This is a genomic window from Planotetraspora mira (assembly GCF_016863275.1).
Taxonomy (GTDB): domain Bacteria; phylum Actinomycetota; class Actinomycetes; order Streptosporangiales; family Streptosporangiaceae; genus Planotetraspora; species Planotetraspora mira.
This window is the reverse complement of sequence record NZ_BOOO01000001.1, coordinates 226,309-244,665: the sequence shown is the minus strand read 5'-3', so window position 1 is coordinate 244,665 and position 18,357 is coordinate 226,309. Positions and strand designations below refer to the sequence as shown.

Genomic DNA, 18,357 nt, shown 5'->3' with positions numbered 1-18,357 from the left:
GGCAGCGGGTGGCGGCTAGTCCGGTGCAGGTGACGGGCACGGTGCTGACGACGCGCCGGGTGGACGCCTACCATGCGCTCACGGTCGTCGCGCCGGGCGTCGCCGACCGGACCCGTCCCGGCCACTTCGTCGGCGTCGCGGTGGGAGGCCCGAGTACGTCGATGCTGACTCGGCGGGCCTTCGCCATCCACGATGTCAAGCCGGACTACGGTGGCACGGTGGAGCTGGTCTTCACCGTGCGCGGTCCCGGTACGGCCTGGCTGGCCGACCTGCGCGCACGGGACACCCTCGATCTGGTCGGACCGCTCGGACGGCCGTTCCCGCTTCCGCGCGACCCCTGCACCTGCGTCCTGGTGGGCGGCGAGTACGGCTCGGCCTCGCTCTTCGCACTGGGCGACGCGTTGCAGCAGCGCGGCTGCCGGATCGACTTCGTGCTGGGCGCGCCGAGCGCCGACCGGGTCTTCGGCGCGCTCAGAGCCCGCCGGATGGGGGAGACCACCACGCTGACCACCGAGGACGGCTCGCTCGGCATGCGCGGCAAGGTCACCGACGTGCTCGCGGGCGTGATCGCCGACGCCAGGGCCGACGTGGTCTACGCGTGCGGCCCGATGGCGATGTTGCAGGGGGTGACGGCGGTCGGGGTCGAGTTCGACATCCCGGTCCAGGTCGCGGTCGAGGAGGCCATGGCCTGCGGCATCGGCGTGTGCATGACCTGCGTGCTGCCCGTGATCGGCGACGACGGGGTGACCCGCATGGTCAGGGCGTGCACCGACGGGCCGGTGTTCCGGGGGGAACGCGTCCGCTTCGAGGACGTCGGGACCATCCCGTTCGACGCTCTGGGCGCGCCGGGGGGACGGCATGCCTGAGCATGGCTGGGGTGAGCGGCGATAGGGGCTGACCTCCGAAGCTACATCGCCCACGTCGAGCTGCCCAACCCGGTCCTGACCGCCTCCGGATGCGGAGGCACGGGCCGGGAGTTGGCGCAGTTCTTCGACGTCACGCGGCTCGGCGCGTTCGTCACCCGCTCGATCACGATGGCGCCGCGGGCCGGCCGCCCGACGCCGCGGATGGCGGAGACGCCGTCGGGCCTGCTGAACGCCGTGGGCCTTCAGGGGCCCGGTGTCGAGGCCTTCCTGACGCAGGAGTTGCCGTGGCTCGCCGAGCGGGGCGCGCGCACCGTCGTGTCCATCGGCGGCGGCACCGTGGCCGAGTACACCGCGCTCGCGCGCCGTCTCGCCGACGCGCCGGGCGTGACGGCCGTCGAGGTCAACCTGTCGTGCCCGAACGTCGAGGACCGTGGCAGGGTGTTCGCCCGCGACGGGTCGTCGGCGGCGGAGGTGGTGGCCTCCGTCCGGGCGGCGACGCGGTACGACGTCCCGGTGATCGCCAAGCTCACCTCCGACGTGGCGGACATCGTGGCCGTCGCGCGCTCGTGCGTCGACGGCGGCGCGGACGCCCTCGCCATGATCAACACGCCGGTCGGCATGAGCGTCGACGTGGACACCATGCGCCCGTCCCTGGCGGCGGGCACAGGAGGCCTGTCGGGCCCCGCCATCCGGCCCCTGGCGGTGCGGTGCGTCTGGCAGGTCCATGCGGCGCTGCCCGGGGTGCCCATCATCGGCATGGGCGGCGTGACGACCGGCAGGGACGCGCTGGAGTTCGTCCTGGCGGGGGCTTGTGCGGTCGCTGTGGGCTCTGCCCTGTTCCATGACCCGTACGCCTGCCCCCGCATCCAGAGAGAGCTTGAGGAGCTTCTCACGGAGCGCGGTTTCGACCGCCTGGCGGACGCCGTCGGCCTTGCCCACCACCCCCCGGGGTCAGGACCCCGGGGCAGAACCGATCTGGAAGAGAGTTCCCTGTGACGACGCCCGCTCCCATAGCCGTCGCGCTGGACGCGCCCGACCTGGAGACCGCCGCCCGCTGGGCGGGCCTGGTGACGCCCCACGTGTCGACCGTGAAGGTGGGGCTCGAGCTCTACCTTCGCTACGGCCCCGACGTGATCGCCTCGGTGCGCGGGGCGAGCGGCGTCCAGGTCTTCCTCGATCTCAAGCTGCACGACATCCCGAACACGGTGGCGGCAGCCGCTCGCGCGGTCGGACGGCTGAAGCCGGCCATCCTGACCGTGCACGCGTCGGGTGGCTCCGCGATGATCCGGGCCGCCGTAGAGGCGGCGCCGAACACCCAGATCGCGGCCGTGACACTTCTCACGTCGCTCTCCGAGGCCGATCTCGCCCGGATCGGCATCGAGGGAGCCCCGGTCGACGCCGCGCGCCGGCTGGCCGCGATCGCGGTCGGCGCGGGCGCCCAGGCCCTCGTCTGCTCGCCGCGCGAGGTCGCCGCCGTGCGTGCGGAGGTGGGGCCGGACATCATGCTCATCACCCCGGGTGTGCGGCCTGCCGGTGCCGACACTCAGGATCAGGCAAGAGTAGCGACTCCCGAGGACGCCCTGAGCCAGGGGGCCGATCTTCTCGTCATCGGCCGGCCGATCACCGGCTCGGCGGACCCCGGAGCGGCCGCCGCGGGCATCGCCGCGGCGCTGCGGCGCGTGAGTCACTGAGACCCCGTGGCCCGGCCCCGGACGCGTGCTCCGGGGCCCGCACGGCGCCCGATTTGTGTGATTTGTGGCACCGCCGACGCGTCGCGGACGCCCCTCTCCGGCGTCCCCGGGCGTACGGCCGAGCGGGTCTCGCGAGGGCCTCGAGAGCGCCGTTTCGCGGGCCGATCGCGTCTTCCGAGGGTCGCTCGGTTACAGGGCTGATGAGGCGGTTTTCATAGACAAAGCGTGATATTTACATTACCAAAAGTAGTAGAATCAATTTTGTGGGCACGGAAACAGCCCTTGACGTTGCCGGATGGGGCATAGACCAGCTAGTTTCCCCTCCCGTCCGAGTACATCGACAGAAATTCGAGGTGACCCGGCGTGGCTCTTCCTCCCCTGACCCCCGAGCAGCGCGCCGCAGCTCTTGAGAAGGCTGCCAAGGCACGCAAGGAGCGTGCCGAGGTCAAGAACCGGCTCAAGCACGGCGGGGTTTCTCTGGCTGAGGTGCTGAAGGATGGGCAGACCGACGACGTCATCGGCAAGATGAAGGTCTCGGCTCTGCTGGAGTCGCTCCCTGGCGTCGGCAAGGTCCGCGCCAAGCAGCTCATGGAGCGCCTTGGTATCGCCGAATCCCGCCGTGTGCGGGGTCTCGGCGCCAACCAGCGCGCTTCCCTGGAGCGCGAGTTCGGCGGCGCCGAGAGCTGATCTCGGTTTCGACGAACGCGTATCACGGGGGTACGGAGTGACCGGCACGTCTTGGTCCGCTGAGAATCGGGCCCACGAGGCAGCGGCTTTCAGCGGATCCGAGACAAGTGGCGGTGGCTCCATGCTCCAGAACCGGCGCCTGACGGTCCTGTCCGGTCCGTCGGGTGTCGGGAAGTCCACGGTCGTCGCCGAGCTCCGGCGGTCACACCCTGAGGTGTGGCTGTCGGTCTCGGTGACCACCCGTAAGCCCCGTCCCGGCGAGAAGCACGGAGTCGAGTACTACTTCGCCGACGACGACGAGTTCGACCGGCTCATCGAGTCCGGGGAGCTCCTGGAATGGGCCGAGTTCGCCGGCAACAGGTACGGGACGCCGCGCACCCCCGTCATGGAGAGGCTCGCGGCAGGCGTGCCGACGTTGCTCGAGATCGACCTCCAGGGCGCGCGTCAGGTCCGGTGCAGCATGCCGGAGGCCCAGCTCGTCTTCCTGGCCCCGCCGACGTGGGAAGAGCTGGAGCGCCGCCTGCGCGGACGCGGCACCGAGCCGCCCGACGTGGTGGCCCGCCGGCTGGACGCCGGCCTGGTGGAGATGGCGGCCGAGAAGGAGTTCGACCTCACACTCGTCAACACATCCGTCAAGGATGTGTGCCACCGGCTGATAGCCTTGATGAGAAGTTCATCTAGCTAGAGGAATCAAACGTGGCAAGCAGCGCCGCATATGCCGAAGGCATCACCAACCCGTCGATCGACTCGCTGCTCGACATCGTCGACAGCAAGTACAGCCTGGTGATCATGGGCGCGAAGCGGGCGCGCCAGATCAACGCGTACTACTCGCAGCTCGGCGAGGGCCTGCTCGAGTACGTCGGGCCCCTCGTGGAGACCCACGCGCAGGAGAAGCCGCTGTCCATCGCGCTCCGCGAGGTCAGCGACGGTCTGCTCACCTCCGAGCCCATCGAGGGCTGAGTTGCTCGCGGCGCTCGTCCCGCTCACGCGGTCCCGGGCGCCCCTGAGCAGGCGCAGCCCTGTGACATCCGTATGAGCTCGATCGTTCTGGGCGTCAGCGCCGGCATCGCGGTCTACAAATCCTGCGAGCTGCTGCGCCTGTTCACGGAGTCCGGCCACGACGTGCGCGTCGTGCCCACCCGTGACGCCCTGAGGTTCGTCGGCGAGCCCACCTGGGCCGCGCTGTCCGGCAACCCGGTGTCGACCGAGGTGTGGGAGTCGGTCCACGAGGTGCCGCACGTCCGCATCGGGCAGAGCGCCGATCTCGTGGTGGTCGCCCCCGCCACGGCGGACGTCCTCGCCCGCGCCGCCAACGGCCTGGCGAACGATCTGCTGACCAACACGCTTCTGACCGCCCGCTGCCCGGTGGTCTTCGCTCCCGCCATGCACACCGAGATGTGGGAGCACCCCGCGACCCGGGCGAACGTCGCCACCCTGCGTGAGCGCGGCGCGATCGTGATCGAACCCGCCGTCGGCAGGCTCACCGGAGCCGACACCGGTCCCGGGCGGCTGCCCGATCCCGTGGAGATCTTCGAGGTCTGCCGGCGAGTGGTGTCCGGCCGCGGCCTCGACCTGGCCGGCCGGCACGTCGTCGTCTCCGCCGGAGGCACCCGCGAGGCCGTCGACCCCGTCCGCTTCATCGGCAACCGCTCGTCCGGGCTTCAGGGGTACGCGCTCGCCCGCACGGCCGTCGCGCGTGGAGCCGAGGTCACTCTCGTGTCGGCCAACGTCGGGCTGCCGGACCCGGCGGGAGCCAAGGTGGTGCGGGTCGACTCCGCCCGGCGGCTCCGCGAGGCCGTCCTGTCGGCCGCCGGCCACGCCGACGCCGTCGTGATGGCCGCCGCGGTGGCCGACTTCCGGCCCGTACGGCAGAGCGAATCGAAGATCAAGAAGTCCTCGGGCGAGCCCGAGCCCATCCACCTGACGAAGAACCCGGACGTGCTGGCGGAACTCGGCGAGATCCGCAGGACCGCGGCCTTTCCCCGGGTGCTCGTGGGCTTCGCCGCCGAGACCGACGACGTCCTCGCGAACGGGCGGGCCAAGCTGGAGCGCAAGGGCTGCGATCTGCTCGTGGTCAACCAGGTGGGGGAGAATCTCGCGTTCGGCACGCCCGACAACGCCGCCGTCGTCCTGTCCGCGGACGGCGGGTCCGTGGAGATTCCCAGGGGTCCCAAAGAGGATCTCGCGGACGTAGTCTGGGATCTGGTGGTGGCGCGCCTCTCCTGACAGGCCCCCGGCAGGATCCGGCCCGTTTCACGGGGTGGTTCCGTTCGCCGTCACGGGAGTCGTCCCGGCCTGCCGCGACCAGCCGTTACATGGTGGTGGCGCGAGGGAGCGATGGCCATGCCGGTGTCCGCCTCGATCAGGGAGCGCTGTCGCAGCTATCTGCGCCCCGGCGACGACATCCGCTACGTGTTCCCGGTCCTGTCGCTCGGCCCGCCGCTCACCGCCTCGTTCCTCGTCGTCGTGACGGATCTGTCGGTGACGTTGCTGTCCACCACGATGTTCGGCCGCGACGAGCCGTCGGGGGTGTGGGCGACCTACCCGCGCCGCACCAGGCTGGGGCCGATCGTCTCCCGCGGAGGGCCGACGATCGAGTTCGGGGGGATGATGTTCGAGGTCGACGACGAGTACACCGCGGTCGTCGCGGCGGCGGACACCGAGGCCTTCACCCCCGGTGACCTGCCACGGGACCCGTTGCCCGAGCTCTGAGATCATGGTGGGCCCGCAACGCGGGCCGCGCCGCGGCGCCCGGAATCTGGACGGTTTCGCGGCGTCGTGCCCCGTAAGGCTAGACTCGCCTCTGCATTGGAGCGGCCGCGGTAGGGCTTCTACCGCCGGCCGATTCCGAACGTCAGCAGCCGCTGCATGAGGAGCCACAGAGTTGTCCCGTCGCCTGTTCACCTCCGAGTCGGTTACCGAGGGCCACCCGGACAAGATCGCCGACCAGATCAGTGACGCGATTCTCGACGCCATGCTCAAGGACGACCCCAAGAGCCGGGTCGCCGTCGAGACGCTGATCACCACCGGCCAGGTCCACGTCGCCGGCGAGGTGACGACGGAGACCTACATCGACATCCCCGCCCTGATCCGCGAGAAGATCCTCGAGATCGGTTACGACGCGTCCCACAAGGGCTTCGACGGCGCCTCCTGCGGCGTCTCGGTGTCCATCGGCGCGCAGTCGCCCGACATCGCCCAGGGCGTCGACGACGCCTACGAGCACCGCGAGGGCGAGGGTCTCGACGACTTCGACCGCCAGGGTGCGGGCGACCAGGGCCTGATGTTCGGCTACGCGTGCCGTGAGACGCCCGAGCTCATGCCGCTGCCGATCACGCTCGCCCACAAGATGGCCCGGCGCCTGTCCGAGGTCCGCAAGAACGGCACCGTGCCCTACCTGCGCCCGGACGGCAAGACCCAGGTCACGATCGAGTACGACGGCGACCGTCCCGTCCGCCTGGACACCGTGGTCGTCTCCACTCAGCACGCGCCGGAGATCGACCTCCGGGAGATGCTGACCCCGGACATCCGCGAGCACGTCGTGGAGCCGGTCCTCGCCGAGCTGGACATCGAGACCGAGGGCTACCGCCTCCTGGTCAACCCGACCGGCCGTTTCGAGATCGGCGGCCCGATGGGCGACGCCGGCCTCACCGGTCGCAAGATCATCATCGACACCTACGGCGGCATGGCCCGTCACGGTGGCGGCGCCTTCTCCGGCAAGGACCCGTCGAAGGTGGACCGCTCGGCCGCCTACGCCATGCGGTGGGTCGCCAAGAACGTCGTCGCGGCCGAGCTCGCCGACCGCTGCGAGGTCCAGGTGGCGTACGCCATCGGCAAGGCCAAGCCGGTGGGTCTGTTCATCGAGACGTTCGGCACCGAGAAGGTCTCGGTCGAGACGATCCAGGAGGCCGTCCTCCAGGTGTTCGACCTGCGCCCGGCCGCGATCATCCGCGCGCTCGACCTGCTCCGCCCGATCTACGCAGAGACCGCCGCCTACGGTCACTTCGGCCGGGAGGGCGTCTCCTGGGAGTCGACCGACCGCGCGGAGGCCCTCCGCAAGGCCGCCGGCCTCTGACAGCCGGAACGCGGTCCGCCGTCTGACGGCGGCCCGCACCGGCGCACCGACAGCGCGGAAACGGCGCCCGCTTCACGCGGGCGCCGTTTCGCGTCTACGCTCGCCTGTCCTACGCGAGGACGTTGATGGCCCTGGCGATCACCAGGGCCACCACGATCAGCGACGTCGCCGACTGGACCAGCATCACCATCTTGGCCCAGCGGGACAGCGGCATCACGTCCGTCGGGCTGAACGCGGTGGCGTTCGTGAACGCCAGATAGAGGTAGTCGGCGAAGGTGGGCCGCCAGTCCGGCGGCGCCACGTCGCGCTCGCTCATCTGGGGGAAGAGGAAATCGGGATACGGGGAGCGTGCCTTGGACCGGGCGACCGGCCCGCCCCGGTCGAGCTCCCAGTACCACAGCGCGAAGAGCAGGACGTTGATGACCCACACGCCGGCGCCCGTCGTGAGCAGGTTGACGGCGTCGTGCTCCCGGCCGCCGATCAACCTGGTGACCTCACGCGCGATGATCCAGGCGTTGTACGCGCTGATGACGCCGATCAACGTGATGTCGGCGACGCGAAGAAGGCGACTCTCCCGCGTGAAGGCCACGGGGTTGGCGATGATGAGGCCGACGAGCAGAGCCGACTCCAGCGCGGGCATGAGCCAGTGCGGACTGATGTTGACCGTGCCCGGAAGCAGGACGTGAATGACGATCACCGCGATGACCGCGCCCGCGGCCGTCCAACGGCCCTCCGCCTCCGTCTCGCGCAGCCAGACCGGAAGCCTGTTCTCGCTGTTCATGCCACCGCCAGCCCGTAGCCGTGCGTCTTGCCCCGGCCGGGTCTGGTAGGACGTAGACGTGACCGAGCCGACCAGCGAACCCTACCCCCAGGAGGCGCTCCTTCCTGATCCCCGTAGGCCCTCCCGGCGTACCCGGGCGAAGGGTGCGAAGGAGGCCGCGGAGGAACTGCCGGTCGCGCAGATCGTGATCGACTCCCCGCTGCCTCATCTGGACCGGCCCTTCGACTACCTCGTGCCGGCGGAGCTGGCGGCGGACGCCGTGCCGGGCTGCCGGGTGCGGGTGCGCTTCTCCGGCCAGCTGACCGACGGCTTCCTCCTCGAACGGCTGGAGCACAGTGACCACAAGGGCAGGCTGTCGTTCCTGGAGCGCGTGATCTCTCCGGAGCCCGTCCTCACGGCCGAGATCGCAGGCCTCGCGAGAGCGGTCGCCGACCGCTACGCCGGGACGATGTCCGACGTCCTGCGCCTGGCCGTCCCGCCCCGCCACGCCCGGGTGGAGACGGAGCCGCGCGCCGAGGCCCCGGCCGGGGGAGCGGGCTCCGAAGGGATCGACGCCCACCAGCAGGCCGGTGAGAGGGCCTGGGCGGCCTATCCGGCGGGACACTCGTTCCTGACCGCTCTCGCCGCTGGACGGGCGCCTCGCGCCGTCTGGTCGGCACTCCCGGGGACGGGCGCGGAAGGCCCGGCGTGGCCGGCGGCCGTGGCCGCCGCCGTGCGCGTCACGCTGGCGAGCGGGCGCGGGGTCGTGGTGGTCGTCCCGGACGGCAAGGACGTCGCGGTGGCCGAGCGTGCGCTGGCCGGCACCCCGCACGTCGCGATCACCGCGGACCTCGGCCCGGCCGAACGTTACCGGCGCTGGCTGAAGCTGCTGCGCGGACAGGCCCGGGCCGTGGTCGGCACCCGTGCCGCCGCCTTCGCCCCCGTCGCCGATCTCGGGCTCGTCGTCATCTGGGACGACGGCGACGACGTCCACGCCGAACGGCTGACGCCGTACCCGCACGCCCGTGAGGTGCTGGCGCTGCGCGCGCACCGCGCGGAGGCCGGCATGCTGATCGGCGGCTACGCGCGGACGGCCGAGGCCACCCAGCTCGTCGCCACGGGATGGGCGGCGCCGCTGACGCCGCGACGCGAGGAGGTCAGGGCGCGGGCGCCCAGGGTCCGGCCCACGGGGGACGACGCCGAACTGTCCCGCGACGAGGCCGCGCGCGCGGCCCGGCTGCCGAACCTCGCGTGGCGGACCCTCAAACAGGGGCTGGAGAGCGGCCCGGTGCTCGTCCAGGTGCCCCGGCGGGGATACCTGCCCGCGCTCGCCTGCCGCCAGTGCCGCGCCCCCGCCCGCTGCCGGGCGATCACCGGCACCGCGCAGGACGGGCCGGTGTGCGCGGGTCCGCTCGCGCTCCGCAGCGGCCATGCCATGCCGTACTGCCGATGGTGCGGGCGGGTGGCGGGCGACTGGCGGTGCCCCAACTGCGGCGGCGGCCACGTGCGCGCCGTCGTGGTCGGCGCCCGGCGCACCGCCGAGGAACTGGGCCGGGCGTTCCCCTCGGTCACCGTCAGGACCTCGGGCCGCGACGGCGTCCTCGCCACGGTCGGCGCGGCTCCGGCGCTGGTCGTCGCCACTCCGGGGGCCGAGCCGATGCCCGTGGACGGATACGCGGCGGCCGTGCTGCTGGACGGCTGGGCTCTGCTGGGCCGGCCCGACCTGCGCGCGGGGGAGGAGGCGCTGCGGCGGTGGATGAACGCCGCGGCGCTGACGCGGCCGGGAGCGGACGTCGTCGTGCTCGCCGACTCCGGGGTGCCGGCCGTGCAGGCGCTCTTGCGGTGGGACCCGGTCACCTTCGCCGAGCGCGAGCTGGCCGACCGGGCAGAGCTGGGATTCCCGCCCGCGGTGCGGATGGCCACGCTCACCGGCCCCGCCGCGGCTGTCAGGGAGATGCTGGCCGACACCGCGCTGCCCGGCGGCGCGCAGATCCTGGGGCCGGTGCCGGTCGACGGCGGCCTGGAGAGGGCCATGATCAGGATTTCGCGTGACGGCGGGTCGAAGCTGGCCAGAGCACTCAAGGGGGCCAGCGGCGTGCGGTCGGCGCGCAAAGCGGCGGACGTGGTCCGTGTGAACGTCGATCCGCTGGACCTGATCTGACCGATTCGCGATGCTGACAGTAACCCGTTAGCGTCTCCCTGTGTCGATCGAATGGGTGAACCTGGCCGTCGAGGGCCTTCGCGCGTGGGGGCACGAGAAGGGCGTCGAGGTCGACGTCGACGAGGTGCGGCTGCTGTGCGACTACGCCAGCGACTACCTGGAGGTCAACGAGCTCGGCGATTTCCGCGCGGGCACGTTCGAGGAGCTCCTGCTGGAGATCTATCCCCGTAAGGTCATCGCCCCGCCGGAGAGCGCACCGGAGACCGTGGCGGCGGCGCGGACGCTGGTCGACTTCCTGCTCGACACCGGCGAGATCGGCATCAAGACGGCCGCCCGGATGCGCACCACGATCGACGCGATCGAGCCCGAGATGCCCCGCGCCCTCGCCGACACCACCAAGTTCGGCATGGCCAAGAGCATCTTCAGCGCGATAGGCGCGGACTCCCTCGACCTGGCCGACGGAGGGACGGACCCGTCGCAGGACGGGCTCGACGAGACGGCCGGAGAAGGGTTCGACCGCCCAGGGTACGCGCCGCTGCCCCCGGTACGGCTGGCGTCCCCCCAGGAGGTCGCGAGAGCCGTACGGGAGGTGCCGCTGCTGCGGGACGCCCACCGCGTGGCGGCCTGGATGGCCGGTGAGGCGTGCACCACGACCGTGCGCAAGGAACTTCGGGTCAAGGACGCGCGGCGGCTCACGGCGGAGCTGGGCGTCGGCAGGCCGGCCCTCGCCTGGCGGCTGGCGCTCGGCCTGGGGCTGGCCCGGCTGGAGGGCACCGCCGTCCTCGCCAGGGAGGGGCTCGGGCCGCTCGACGCCGTGCCCGACGACGAGCTCCTCACCCTGTGGGCGGGCGCAGTGGACTTCGTGGTCGAGGCGTCGACGGACATCACCGGCGTGGAGATCGTCGACAAGGAGATCTACTCCATCCACGACCTGCTCTACCGGCTGCAGGCGCCGGTCCCGCTCGAGGCGATCCGCGACTACCTCCAGGAGGTCGCGGCCGACCGCCCGATCGACCAGTTGGAGAAGGCGTTCCACGACCTCGCACACGCGGGAACGGTCCAGTACGACGAGGACGGCCTCGCCCTGACCGGCCACGGCCTGTGGGGTCTTCGCACGCGATACGAGGCGATGGGCGTGTCCGCGCCCATCGCGGCGGACCTGGCGGAGGGGGACGCGAGCGGCCTCATCGCCGGTCTGATCACCGACGGCCTCCCCGCCGAGGTGGCGGAGCGCGACATCGTCGCCTGGCTGTCCAGGCGTACGCCACAGGAGGCGGCCGCCGAGTTGCTCGGCGCGGTCGCGGGCGCGCCCGCCGAGGTCCGCGGCATCGCCGTCACGATCGTCGACAGGCTGGGGGAGGAGGCCGCAGGCGTGGTGCGGGCCCACCTCGAGGACGCGGAGTTGCGGCCGCACGCGGTCCACTGGTTGTCCACGCGCGGGCTCGACGCCCCGGCGCTGACCCAGGACGAGGTGCTGTGGCTCAGCGTCGACATGCTCGCGCTTGCTCTTCCCGCGGCGGAGGCCGATCCCGAGGGCTTCGCGGAGAACATCGCTCTGTCAGGTCCTCCCGCTCATCTGATCGACGACATGTGGCACGTGGACCACCCCGACGTCGTCGAGGTCCTCGAGCTGCTCGGCAACACGCTTCCTGACAAGGCGGCAGCGAAGTCTGCCCGAAAGGCGGCGTTCAAGGCACGTTCGCGGGGCATCCGGTAACGCGTGTGGAGTAAGTTGCTGGAATGGCCGACAGCGACGTGCTCACCTTTCCGCCGGTCGAGCTCGCCCCCGATGCGGAGCTGGCTCACGCGGTGCGGGCGATCCCCCTGGTGCGGGACGCCGCACGCCTGGCCGGATGGACGGGTGTCCGGGAGGTCACCGAGCACGGCCTGCTGACCACCGACGACGCGCGCGCCGCCGTCGCCGAGCTGGATCTGGCCGCCAAGCGGCTCCACCTGCTGTGGGTCGTCGCGGTGAACGGACGCCTCATCGAGATCACCCGTGCGGGAGCCCGTCCCGGCCCCGGCGTCGCCGACCCCATGGAGTTCTGGGACGGCGTGGTGATGGACGTGCTCGACCGCACGGAGGAGGGCCTCACCGGCTCGAGCGTCGTCGACGAGCACCTCACGGAGATCCTGGCGACGATCTACTCGGTGCGGGACGGAATGCCGGTCGCGGCGCTCGCCACCGGCATCCTCCAGGCGCACGAGGTCGGATGCGAGGCGCGCCAGACGGAGCTCAAGCGGCTGCGGATGACGCTGCCCGGCGAGCTGGCCGAGGCCATGAAACTGCTGGAGTACTGCGGGCTGATCGAGGTGACCGGCGATCTCGTCAGGCTCACCCAGCCCGGCGTGTGGGCCGTGCGCCGCGACCTGCTCAGGGAAGGCCACGACGCGCCTTCCCTGCACGAGGTCGCCGGGTTCGCCGAGCTGACCGCCGCCGAGCTGATCGACTCGATGCTCCAGGGCAAGGCGTCGGCCAGCGCCGCCACGCTCTGGCTGGAGCAGCGGGTGCCCGAGGACGCCGCGCGCGAGCTGATCAAGATCGCGGCCTCCGGAAACGCCGCCCAGCGGGGCACCGCGGGGACCATCCTGGAGGAGCTGGGCCCGGAGGCGGAGCCCGCCGTCCGCGAGGCGCTCGACGAGCCCATGATGTCGCGGTACGCCGCGGCCTGGCTCGGCGTGCGGGACCTCGACGCGCCGGCGCTGGGGGAGGGGGACGGCGCCTGGGTGGCCGTGGACACCCTCGCCGCCCTGCTCTACATCACGGCCCCGGTCGACTCGATGACGCAGTACGACATCCTGGGCGAGGACCTGCTGACGCTGATGCCGGCGATGGGCAGGAGCGACCATCCCGACGCGCTCGCCGTCCTGGAGATGCTCAGCGGCCACCATCCCGACCCCGTGATCGCCAAGGTGGCGAGGAAGACGGCGATGAAGGCACGCTCGCGCCCGTAAACTGTGGTGATCCCACAGAACGACGCGAATGGAGCCCACCGTTGGCCATCCAGCCGATCCGCCTGTTCGGCGACCCGGTGCTGCGCACTCCGGCGGAGCCGGTGGTCGACTTCGACAAGGAGCTGCGCAAGCTCGTCAAGGACCTCACCGACACGATGATGGACGCGCCCGGAGCCGGTCTGGCCGCGCCGCAGATCGGCGTCGGGCTGCGGGTCTTCACCTACTACGTCGACGAGCAGCTGGGACATCTGATCAACCCCGACCTCGACCTGTCCGAGGAGCTCGACGAGGAGGGCGAGGAGGGGTGCCTGTCGTTCCCCGGCCTGGCCTTCCCCACGCCGCGCGCCATCCGGGCCGTCGCCAGGGGGTTCGACATGCACGGCGAGCCGATCACGCTCGAGGGCACCGACCTCATGGCACGGTGCTTCCAGCACGAGACCGACCACCTGGACGGCGTGCTGTTCATCGACAGGATGGACGCCAAGCAGCGCAAGCTGGCCATGAAGGCCGTACGGGAGGCCGAGTGGAGCGGCCTTTCCGCACCCGCCGTGAAGCTTTCTCCGCACGCGACGCACGGGAGGGCCCTGTAGTGCGCCTGGTCTTCGCCGGCACTCCGGACACCGCGCTCCCGTCCCTCCGCGCCCTGCTGGACTCGCCCCGCCACGAGGTGGTCGCCGTCGTGACCCGCCCGGACGCGCAGTCGGGCCGGGGGCGGCAGGTCCACCCCAGCCCGGTGGCCCAGCTCGCCGAGGAGTCGGGCATCGAGGTGCTCAAGCCGGCGAAGGCCGGAGACCCGGGCTTCCTCGACCGCCTGCGGGCGATAAATCCGGATTGCTGTCCGGTCGTCGCCTATGGAGCCCTGCTTCCACAGTCCGCGCTGGACATCCCGCCCCATGGGTGGATCAATCTGCACTTCTCGCTGCTGCCCGCCTGGCGGGGAGCGGCACCGGTCCAGCATGCCGTCCTGCACGGTGACGAGATCACGGGCGCGTCGACGTTCCGGATCGTGAAGGAACTCGACGCCGGCCCCGTCTTCGGCGTGGTGACCGAAGAGATCCGGCCGGACGACACCAGCGGCGACCTGCTCGCGCGGCTCGCGGAGTCGGGTGCCGGGCTGCTCGTGGCGACGCTCGACGGCGTCGAGGACGGCGTCCTAGAGGCACGGCCCCAACCCGCCGACGGCGTGAGCATCGCACCCAAGATCGGCGTGGACGACGGGCGGGTGGACTGGGCGGCTCCGGCCATGCGGGTGGACCGGCTCGTCCGCGCCTGCACGCCGGCCCCCGGCGCGTGGACGGAGTTCCGCGGCCAGCGCGTCAAGCTCGGTCCCGTACGGCTCGCGCCCGAGGCCGACAAGCTCGAGCCCGGGGAGATGGCGGCGTCCAAGAAGGCCGTGCTCGTCGGGACGGGCAGTCACCCGATCGAGCTGGGCGAGGTGCAGCCGCAGGGCAAGCGCCTCATGACGTCGGCCGAATGGGCGCGCGGTGTCCGCGTCACCGGCCAGGACCGGCTGGGCTGAGCCGATGAGCAGCCAGACAGGCGGCGGAGGGGCCGCCAGGGACGCGCAGGGAGTCCACGGCGCGTCAGGAGGCTCGACCGGAGGTTCCCAAGGCCGTGGGGGCTCTCAGGGGCGTGGAGGCTCGCAGGGGCGCGGCGGAGGCCAGGGTCGCGGCGGAAGCGGCCCGGGAGGCCGTCGCCGTCCCCAGCGCCCGACGAGGGACGAGGCCCGCAACGCCGCCTATGACCTCATGAGGGCCGTCGACGAGCGCGACGCGTACGCCAACCTGCTCATGCCCTCGCTGCTCCGGCAGCGGCGGCTCAGCGGGCGTGACGCCGCGCTCGCCACCGAGCTGGCCTACGGCACGTTGCGGGGCCTCGGCACCTACGACGAGATCATCGCCGCGTGCAGCGACCGTCCCCCCGAGCAGGTGGACCCGCCGCTGCTCGACGCCATACGGCTCGGCGTCCACCAGCTCCTCAAGACGCGCATCCCTCCGCACGCCGCCGTGAGCGCCACGATCGACCTCGTGCGGCTCCGGGTCGGCACGGGCCCGTCCCGATACGCCAACGCCGTGCTGCGGAAGGTCGCCGGGCGGACGCTCGAGGAGTGGCTCGCGATCGTCGCCCCGCCGCGTGAGGAGGACCCCGTCGGCAACCTCGCGGTCTCCCACAGCCATCCGCGCTGGATCGTCAGCGCGCTTCGCGACGCGCTGGGAGGCGACTTCGACGAGACGGCCGCCCTCCTGGCGGCCGACAACGACCGGCCGCGCGTGGCCCTGGTGGCCCGGCCCGGGCGCTGTTCCATCGAGGAGCTCGTCGAGGCGGGAGGCGAGCGCGCCAGGTACTCGCCGTACGGCGTCTACCTGCCCGAGGGGGATCCCGGTTCGCTGCGGGCCGTGGGAGAGGCCCGCGCGGCGGTTCAGGACGAGGCGAGCCAGCTCGTGGCCCTCGCGCTCACGCGGGTGCCGCTCGACGCCGACGGCCGCTGGCTCGACATGTGCGCGGGGCCGGGCGGCAAGGCCGGTCTGCTGGACGCGCTCGCCGTACAGGGCGGGGGGCACCTGCTCGCCGCGGACGCGCAGTATCACCGCGCCCGCCTGGTGTGGAACACCACCAAGGACGCCGAGGTGGTGGTCGCCGACGGAACCGAGCCGCCCTGGCGCGCCGGAGCCTTCGACAGGGTCATGCTCGACGCCCCCTGCACCGGGCTCGGAGCCCTGCGCAGGCGGCCGGAGGCCCGCTGGCGGCGCGACCCCCGGAGCATCCCCGAGTTGACGGCCCTGCAGCGCCGCCTGCTCGATTCCGCGCTGGAGGCCGTACGGCCCGGCGGCGTGGTCGCCTATGTCACGTGCTCCCCGCACCTCGCCGAGACGCGGGCGGTCGTGGACGACGTCAGGGACCGGGTGGAGATGCTGGACGCGAGGGAGTTCCTGCCCGAGGTCCCGGACCTGGGAGACGGGCCGTACGCGCAGTTCTGGCCGCACCGGCACGGCACCGACGCGATGTTCCTGGCGCTGCTACGCCGCAGGTGAGGCGTCCTCCTCTGGCCGCCTCGAGCCGCCGCCGGTGCCGGGCAGAACGGCCGGCGGGGCGAAGCGGGTCAGCCACAGGGCTGCGCCGAGGATCGCCATTGCGAGCGCGACGACGATCGACTCCAGCCATATCCCGGAGACGAACTCCCGGATGACGAGGGGTGACATCACTACCAACACCCTGCGGCCGGTCCGGGAGCGCACCGCGAGCACCACCACGATCGCCGCGACGATCATCAATGGAAGCGGCGCGAAATGCATCTTCTGGAGCACCAGCGTCGCCACGAACGCGGAGGTCCAGACGAGCAGCCGCCGGGTGCCCAGAGGGGCGGGGCCGGGAGACGGCGCGAGGGTCAGCATCGCGGCGACCAGGACGACCGGCAGCAGGCGTGGCGCCGCATCCCAGAGGTCCCCGGCCCCCAGGTAGGAGAGCGCGCCGGGGGCGAACCGGAAACGTGCGGTGGTCTCGTACCACGCGTCCATCACCACCCACACCCACGCGCACACCGCCGCAGCCTTCTTCCGGCCGAGCCAGGCGAGCACGACGATCAGCGCGTACGGCAGGACCAATGCGAGATATCGCAGGACGAACGCGATGCCCACAGGCTCCGGCGGCATCACGGTCCACCGAACGCCCGGCAGCAGGGCATCGACGAGATCGATGATGGCCACGAGGGTCCGGTGCAGCGGGTTGAGCAGGAGCACGATCGACCCGATGAGCGCCGCGATGTTGAAGGCGGCGAGCCACAGTCTGCCCGACTCTCCGACGAGCGCCCTGCGGAGCCGGATGGCCAGGGCGCCGCGGGCCAGGTCGACGGTCTCGCGCACGGCGGGCCGCCTCTGGTCCGCGGCGGATCCGGCGAGCAGGACGGCGAGCATCTCGTCAGCGTGCTCGGCGCGGTGCTCCTTCGGATACCAGGCCAGCAGCCTGCGGTAATGCTGTTCCAGAGAGGTCATGAGGCGCCCCCCGCGACGGCCGCCGTACGGAAGAACGCGCCCAGCGTTCCAGGCTCGGTGGTCATGCGCGGCCTGCGGCTGAGGCGGGAGGCCGCGGTCTCCACGTTCCGGCGCAGTCGCTCGGTCTCGACGGCAAGACGGGCCGCGCCTTCGGAGGTCAGCCGGTAGTAGCGCCGGGCCCGGCCGTCGACGACCTCCTCACGGTCGGTCTCGATCATGCCCTCTCCCTGGAGACGGTCCAGCGCCGCGTACAGCGTGCCGGCGCGCAGCCGCACCCGCTCATCGGAGATCGCCAGAACGTCGGTGATGATGCCGTAGCCGTGCTGGGGTCCCGCGGCCAGCGCCGTGAGGATCAGGAACGTGGGTTCCTGCATGGATCGATCATTCATGTAGACGATATATACCGATCAATTGACTCAGGTGCAAGGGTGCGCCGGGGTGCGTCCGGGCGTGGGGCCTGGGTGTGGCCGGGGCGAAATAGACTGCTGGCACTATGGCCGTACAGATCTCGCCCAGCATCCTGTCCGCCGATTTCGCCCGCCTGGCCGACGAGGCCGCCCGGGTCGAGGGCGTCGCCGACTGGCTGCACGTGGACGTCATGGACTATCACTTCGTGCCCAACCTGACGTTGGGACTGCCCGTCGTCGAGGCCCTGTTGAAGACGACCTCCACGCCGATCGACTGTCATCTGATGATCGACGATCCGGATCGCTGGGCGCCCGGCTACGCGGAGGCCGGCGCGGCGAGCGTCACCATCCACGCCGAGGCGGCCAAGGCGGCCGTGCGCACGCTCCGTGCGATCCGCGCCGCCGGGGCGCGTTCAGGGCTCGCAATCAACCCCGCAACGCCGGTCGACCCCTACGAGGACCTGCTGCCCGAGATCGACATGCTCCTGGTCATGACCGTGGAGCCCGGATTCGGCGGACAGGGCTTCCTGGACATCATGCTTCCCAAGATCACCAAGGCGCGCGGGCTCATCGACAAGTACGGCGGCGAGGTGTGGCTTCAGGTGGACGGCGGCGTGTCGGCCGCGACCATCGAGCGCTGCGCCGAGGCCGGGGCCGACGTGTTCGTGGCCGGCAACGCCGTCTACGGCGCCGACGACCCGGCTCAGGCCGTACGGAGCCTGCGCGCGCTGGCGCAGCAGGCCTGAGCCCGGATCGGAACGCGTCGCCT

The 18,357-nt window shown here is 71.7% G+C and carries 19 protein-coding genes; 16 read left to right on the top strand and 3 right to left on the bottom strand.

From position 1 onward, the window contains the following. Positions 1-8: 8 nt before the first annotated feature. The 9 genes from Pmi06nite_RS01110 to metK all read left to right on the top strand — a co-directional run bounded on the left by Pmi06nite_RS01110 (position 9) and on the right by metK (position 7,316). Positions 9-866, top strand: a complete 858-nt coding sequence (locus Pmi06nite_RS01110; RefSeq protein WP_239113438.1) for a dihydroorotate dehydrogenase electron transfer subunit — start codon at positions 9-11, stop codon at positions 864-866. Between the two features lie 21 nt (positions 867-887). After that, the gene (locus Pmi06nite_RS01105) at positions 888-1,862 is read left to right on the top strand and encodes a dihydroorotate dehydrogenase (protein ID WP_203951009.1); all 975 of its coding nucleotides are present in this window, start codon (positions 888-890) and stop codon (positions 1,860-1,862) included. Continuing rightward, complete coding sequence (gene pyrF, locus Pmi06nite_RS01100; protein WP_203950866.1) at positions 1,859-2,557, top strand: orotidine-5'-phosphate decarboxylase; 699 nt, start codon at positions 1,859-1,861, stop codon at positions 2,555-2,557. Before Pmi06nite_RS01105 ends, pyrF begins: the two co-directional genes overlap by 4 nt. A gap of 363 nt (positions 2,558-2,920) precedes the next feature. Then, a complete protein-coding gene (mihF, locus tag Pmi06nite_RS01095) occupies positions 2,921-3,244 on the top strand; it encodes an integration host factor, actinobacterial type (RefSeq protein WP_203880608.1) in 324 nt (107 codons plus the stop codon). 121 nt (positions 3,245-3,365) lie between these two features. After that, a complete protein-coding gene (gene gmk, locus Pmi06nite_RS01090) occupies positions 3,366-3,929 on the top strand; it encodes a guanylate kinase (RefSeq protein WP_203950865.1) in 564 nt (187 codons plus the stop codon). 11 nt (positions 3,930-3,940) lie between these two features. Next, the gene (rpoZ, locus tag Pmi06nite_RS01085; RefSeq protein ID WP_203880606.1) at positions 3,941-4,204 is read left to right on the top strand and encodes a DNA-directed RNA polymerase subunit omega; all 264 of its coding nucleotides are present in this window, start codon (positions 3,941-3,943) and stop codon (positions 4,202-4,204) included. 72 nt (positions 4,205-4,276) lie between these two features. Beyond that, on the top strand, positions 4,277-5,470 hold the full coding sequence (gene coaBC, locus Pmi06nite_RS01080; RefSeq protein WP_203950864.1) for a bifunctional phosphopantothenoylcysteine decarboxylase/phosphopantothenate--cysteine ligase CoaBC: 1,194 nt from the start codon (positions 4,277-4,279) through the stop codon (positions 5,468-5,470). Positions 5,471-5,587: 117 nt separating this feature from the next. Beyond that, on the top strand, positions 5,588-5,956 hold the full coding sequence (locus tag Pmi06nite_RS01075; RefSeq protein ID WP_203950863.1) for a hypothetical protein: 369 nt from the start codon (positions 5,588-5,590) through the stop codon (positions 5,954-5,956). 172 nt (positions 5,957-6,128) lie between these two features. Then, positions 6,129-7,316 (top strand): methionine adenosyltransferase, encoded by a 1,188-nt coding sequence (gene metK, locus Pmi06nite_RS01070; RefSeq protein ID WP_203950862.1) that lies wholly within the window; start codon positions 6,129-6,131, stop codon positions 7,314-7,316. Positions 7,317-7,425: 109 nt separating this feature from the next. Here the strand turns inward: metK and Pmi06nite_RS01065 are convergent, their stop codons facing one another. Next, positions 7,426-8,097, bottom strand: coding sequence for a DUF1345 domain-containing protein (locus Pmi06nite_RS01065; RefSeq protein WP_203950861.1), 672 nt, complete (start codon positions 8,095-8,097; stop codon positions 7,426-7,428). A 58-nt stretch (positions 8,098-8,155) separates the two neighbouring features. On the opposite strand from Pmi06nite_RS01065, the gene Pmi06nite_RS01060 reads away from it, so the two are divergent. Genes Pmi06nite_RS01060 through Pmi06nite_RS01035 form a run of 6 tightly spaced genes read left to right on the top strand, consistent with a single transcriptional unit; the run spans position 8,156 to position 16,224 of the window. Further along, positions 8,156-10,237, top strand: coding sequence for a primosomal protein N' (locus Pmi06nite_RS01060; RefSeq protein ID WP_203950860.1), 2,082 nt, complete (start codon positions 8,156-8,158; stop codon positions 10,235-10,237). 40 nt (positions 10,238-10,277) lie between these two features. Then, positions 10,278-11,954: a hypothetical protein gene (locus Pmi06nite_RS01055; RefSeq protein WP_239113436.1), complete on the top strand. Its 1,677-nt coding sequence runs from the start codon at positions 10,278-10,280 to the stop codon at positions 11,952-11,954. Positions 11,955-11,977: 23 nt separating this feature from the next. Then, positions 11,978-13,192, top strand: coding sequence for a hypothetical protein (locus tag Pmi06nite_RS01050; RefSeq protein WP_203950859.1), 1,215 nt, complete (start codon positions 11,978-11,980; stop codon positions 13,190-13,192). 41 nt (positions 13,193-13,233) lie between these two features. Further along, positions 13,234-13,782 (top strand): peptide deformylase, encoded by a 549-nt coding sequence (def, locus tag Pmi06nite_RS01045; protein ID WP_203950858.1) that lies wholly within the window; start codon positions 13,234-13,236, stop codon positions 13,780-13,782. Continuing rightward, positions 13,782-14,711, top strand: a complete 930-nt coding sequence (fmt, locus tag Pmi06nite_RS01040) for a methionyl-tRNA formyltransferase (RefSeq protein ID WP_203950857.1) — start codon at positions 13,782-13,784, stop codon at positions 14,709-14,711. The genes def and fmt overlap by 1 nt, the downstream gene beginning before the upstream one ends. A 4-nt stretch (positions 14,712-14,715) precedes the next feature. Then, complete coding sequence (locus tag Pmi06nite_RS01035; RefSeq protein ID WP_203950856.1) at positions 14,716-16,224, top strand: RsmB/NOP family class I SAM-dependent RNA methyltransferase; 1,509 nt, start codon at positions 14,716-14,718, stop codon at positions 16,222-16,224. On the opposite strand, the gene Pmi06nite_RS01030 is transcribed toward Pmi06nite_RS01035, so the two are convergent. Beyond that, positions 16,210-17,181, bottom strand: a complete 972-nt coding sequence (locus tag Pmi06nite_RS01030) for a hypothetical protein (protein WP_203950855.1) — start codon at positions 17,179-17,181, stop codon at positions 16,210-16,212. The genes Pmi06nite_RS01035 and Pmi06nite_RS01030 overlap by 15 nt on opposite strands. Next, on the bottom strand, positions 17,178-17,555 hold the full coding sequence (locus Pmi06nite_RS01025; protein WP_203950854.1) for a PadR family transcriptional regulator: 378 nt from the start codon (positions 17,553-17,555) through the stop codon (positions 17,178-17,180). Before Pmi06nite_RS01025 ends, Pmi06nite_RS01030 begins: the two co-directional genes overlap by 4 nt. 119 nt (positions 17,556-17,674) lie before the next feature. On the opposite strand from Pmi06nite_RS01025, the gene rpe reads away from it, so the two are divergent. Continuing rightward, complete coding sequence (gene rpe / locus Pmi06nite_RS01020; RefSeq protein WP_203950853.1) at positions 17,675-18,334, top strand: ribulose-phosphate 3-epimerase; 660 nt, start codon at positions 17,675-17,677, stop codon at positions 18,332-18,334. The last annotated feature ends 23 nt before the right edge of the window (positions 18,335-18,357 follow it).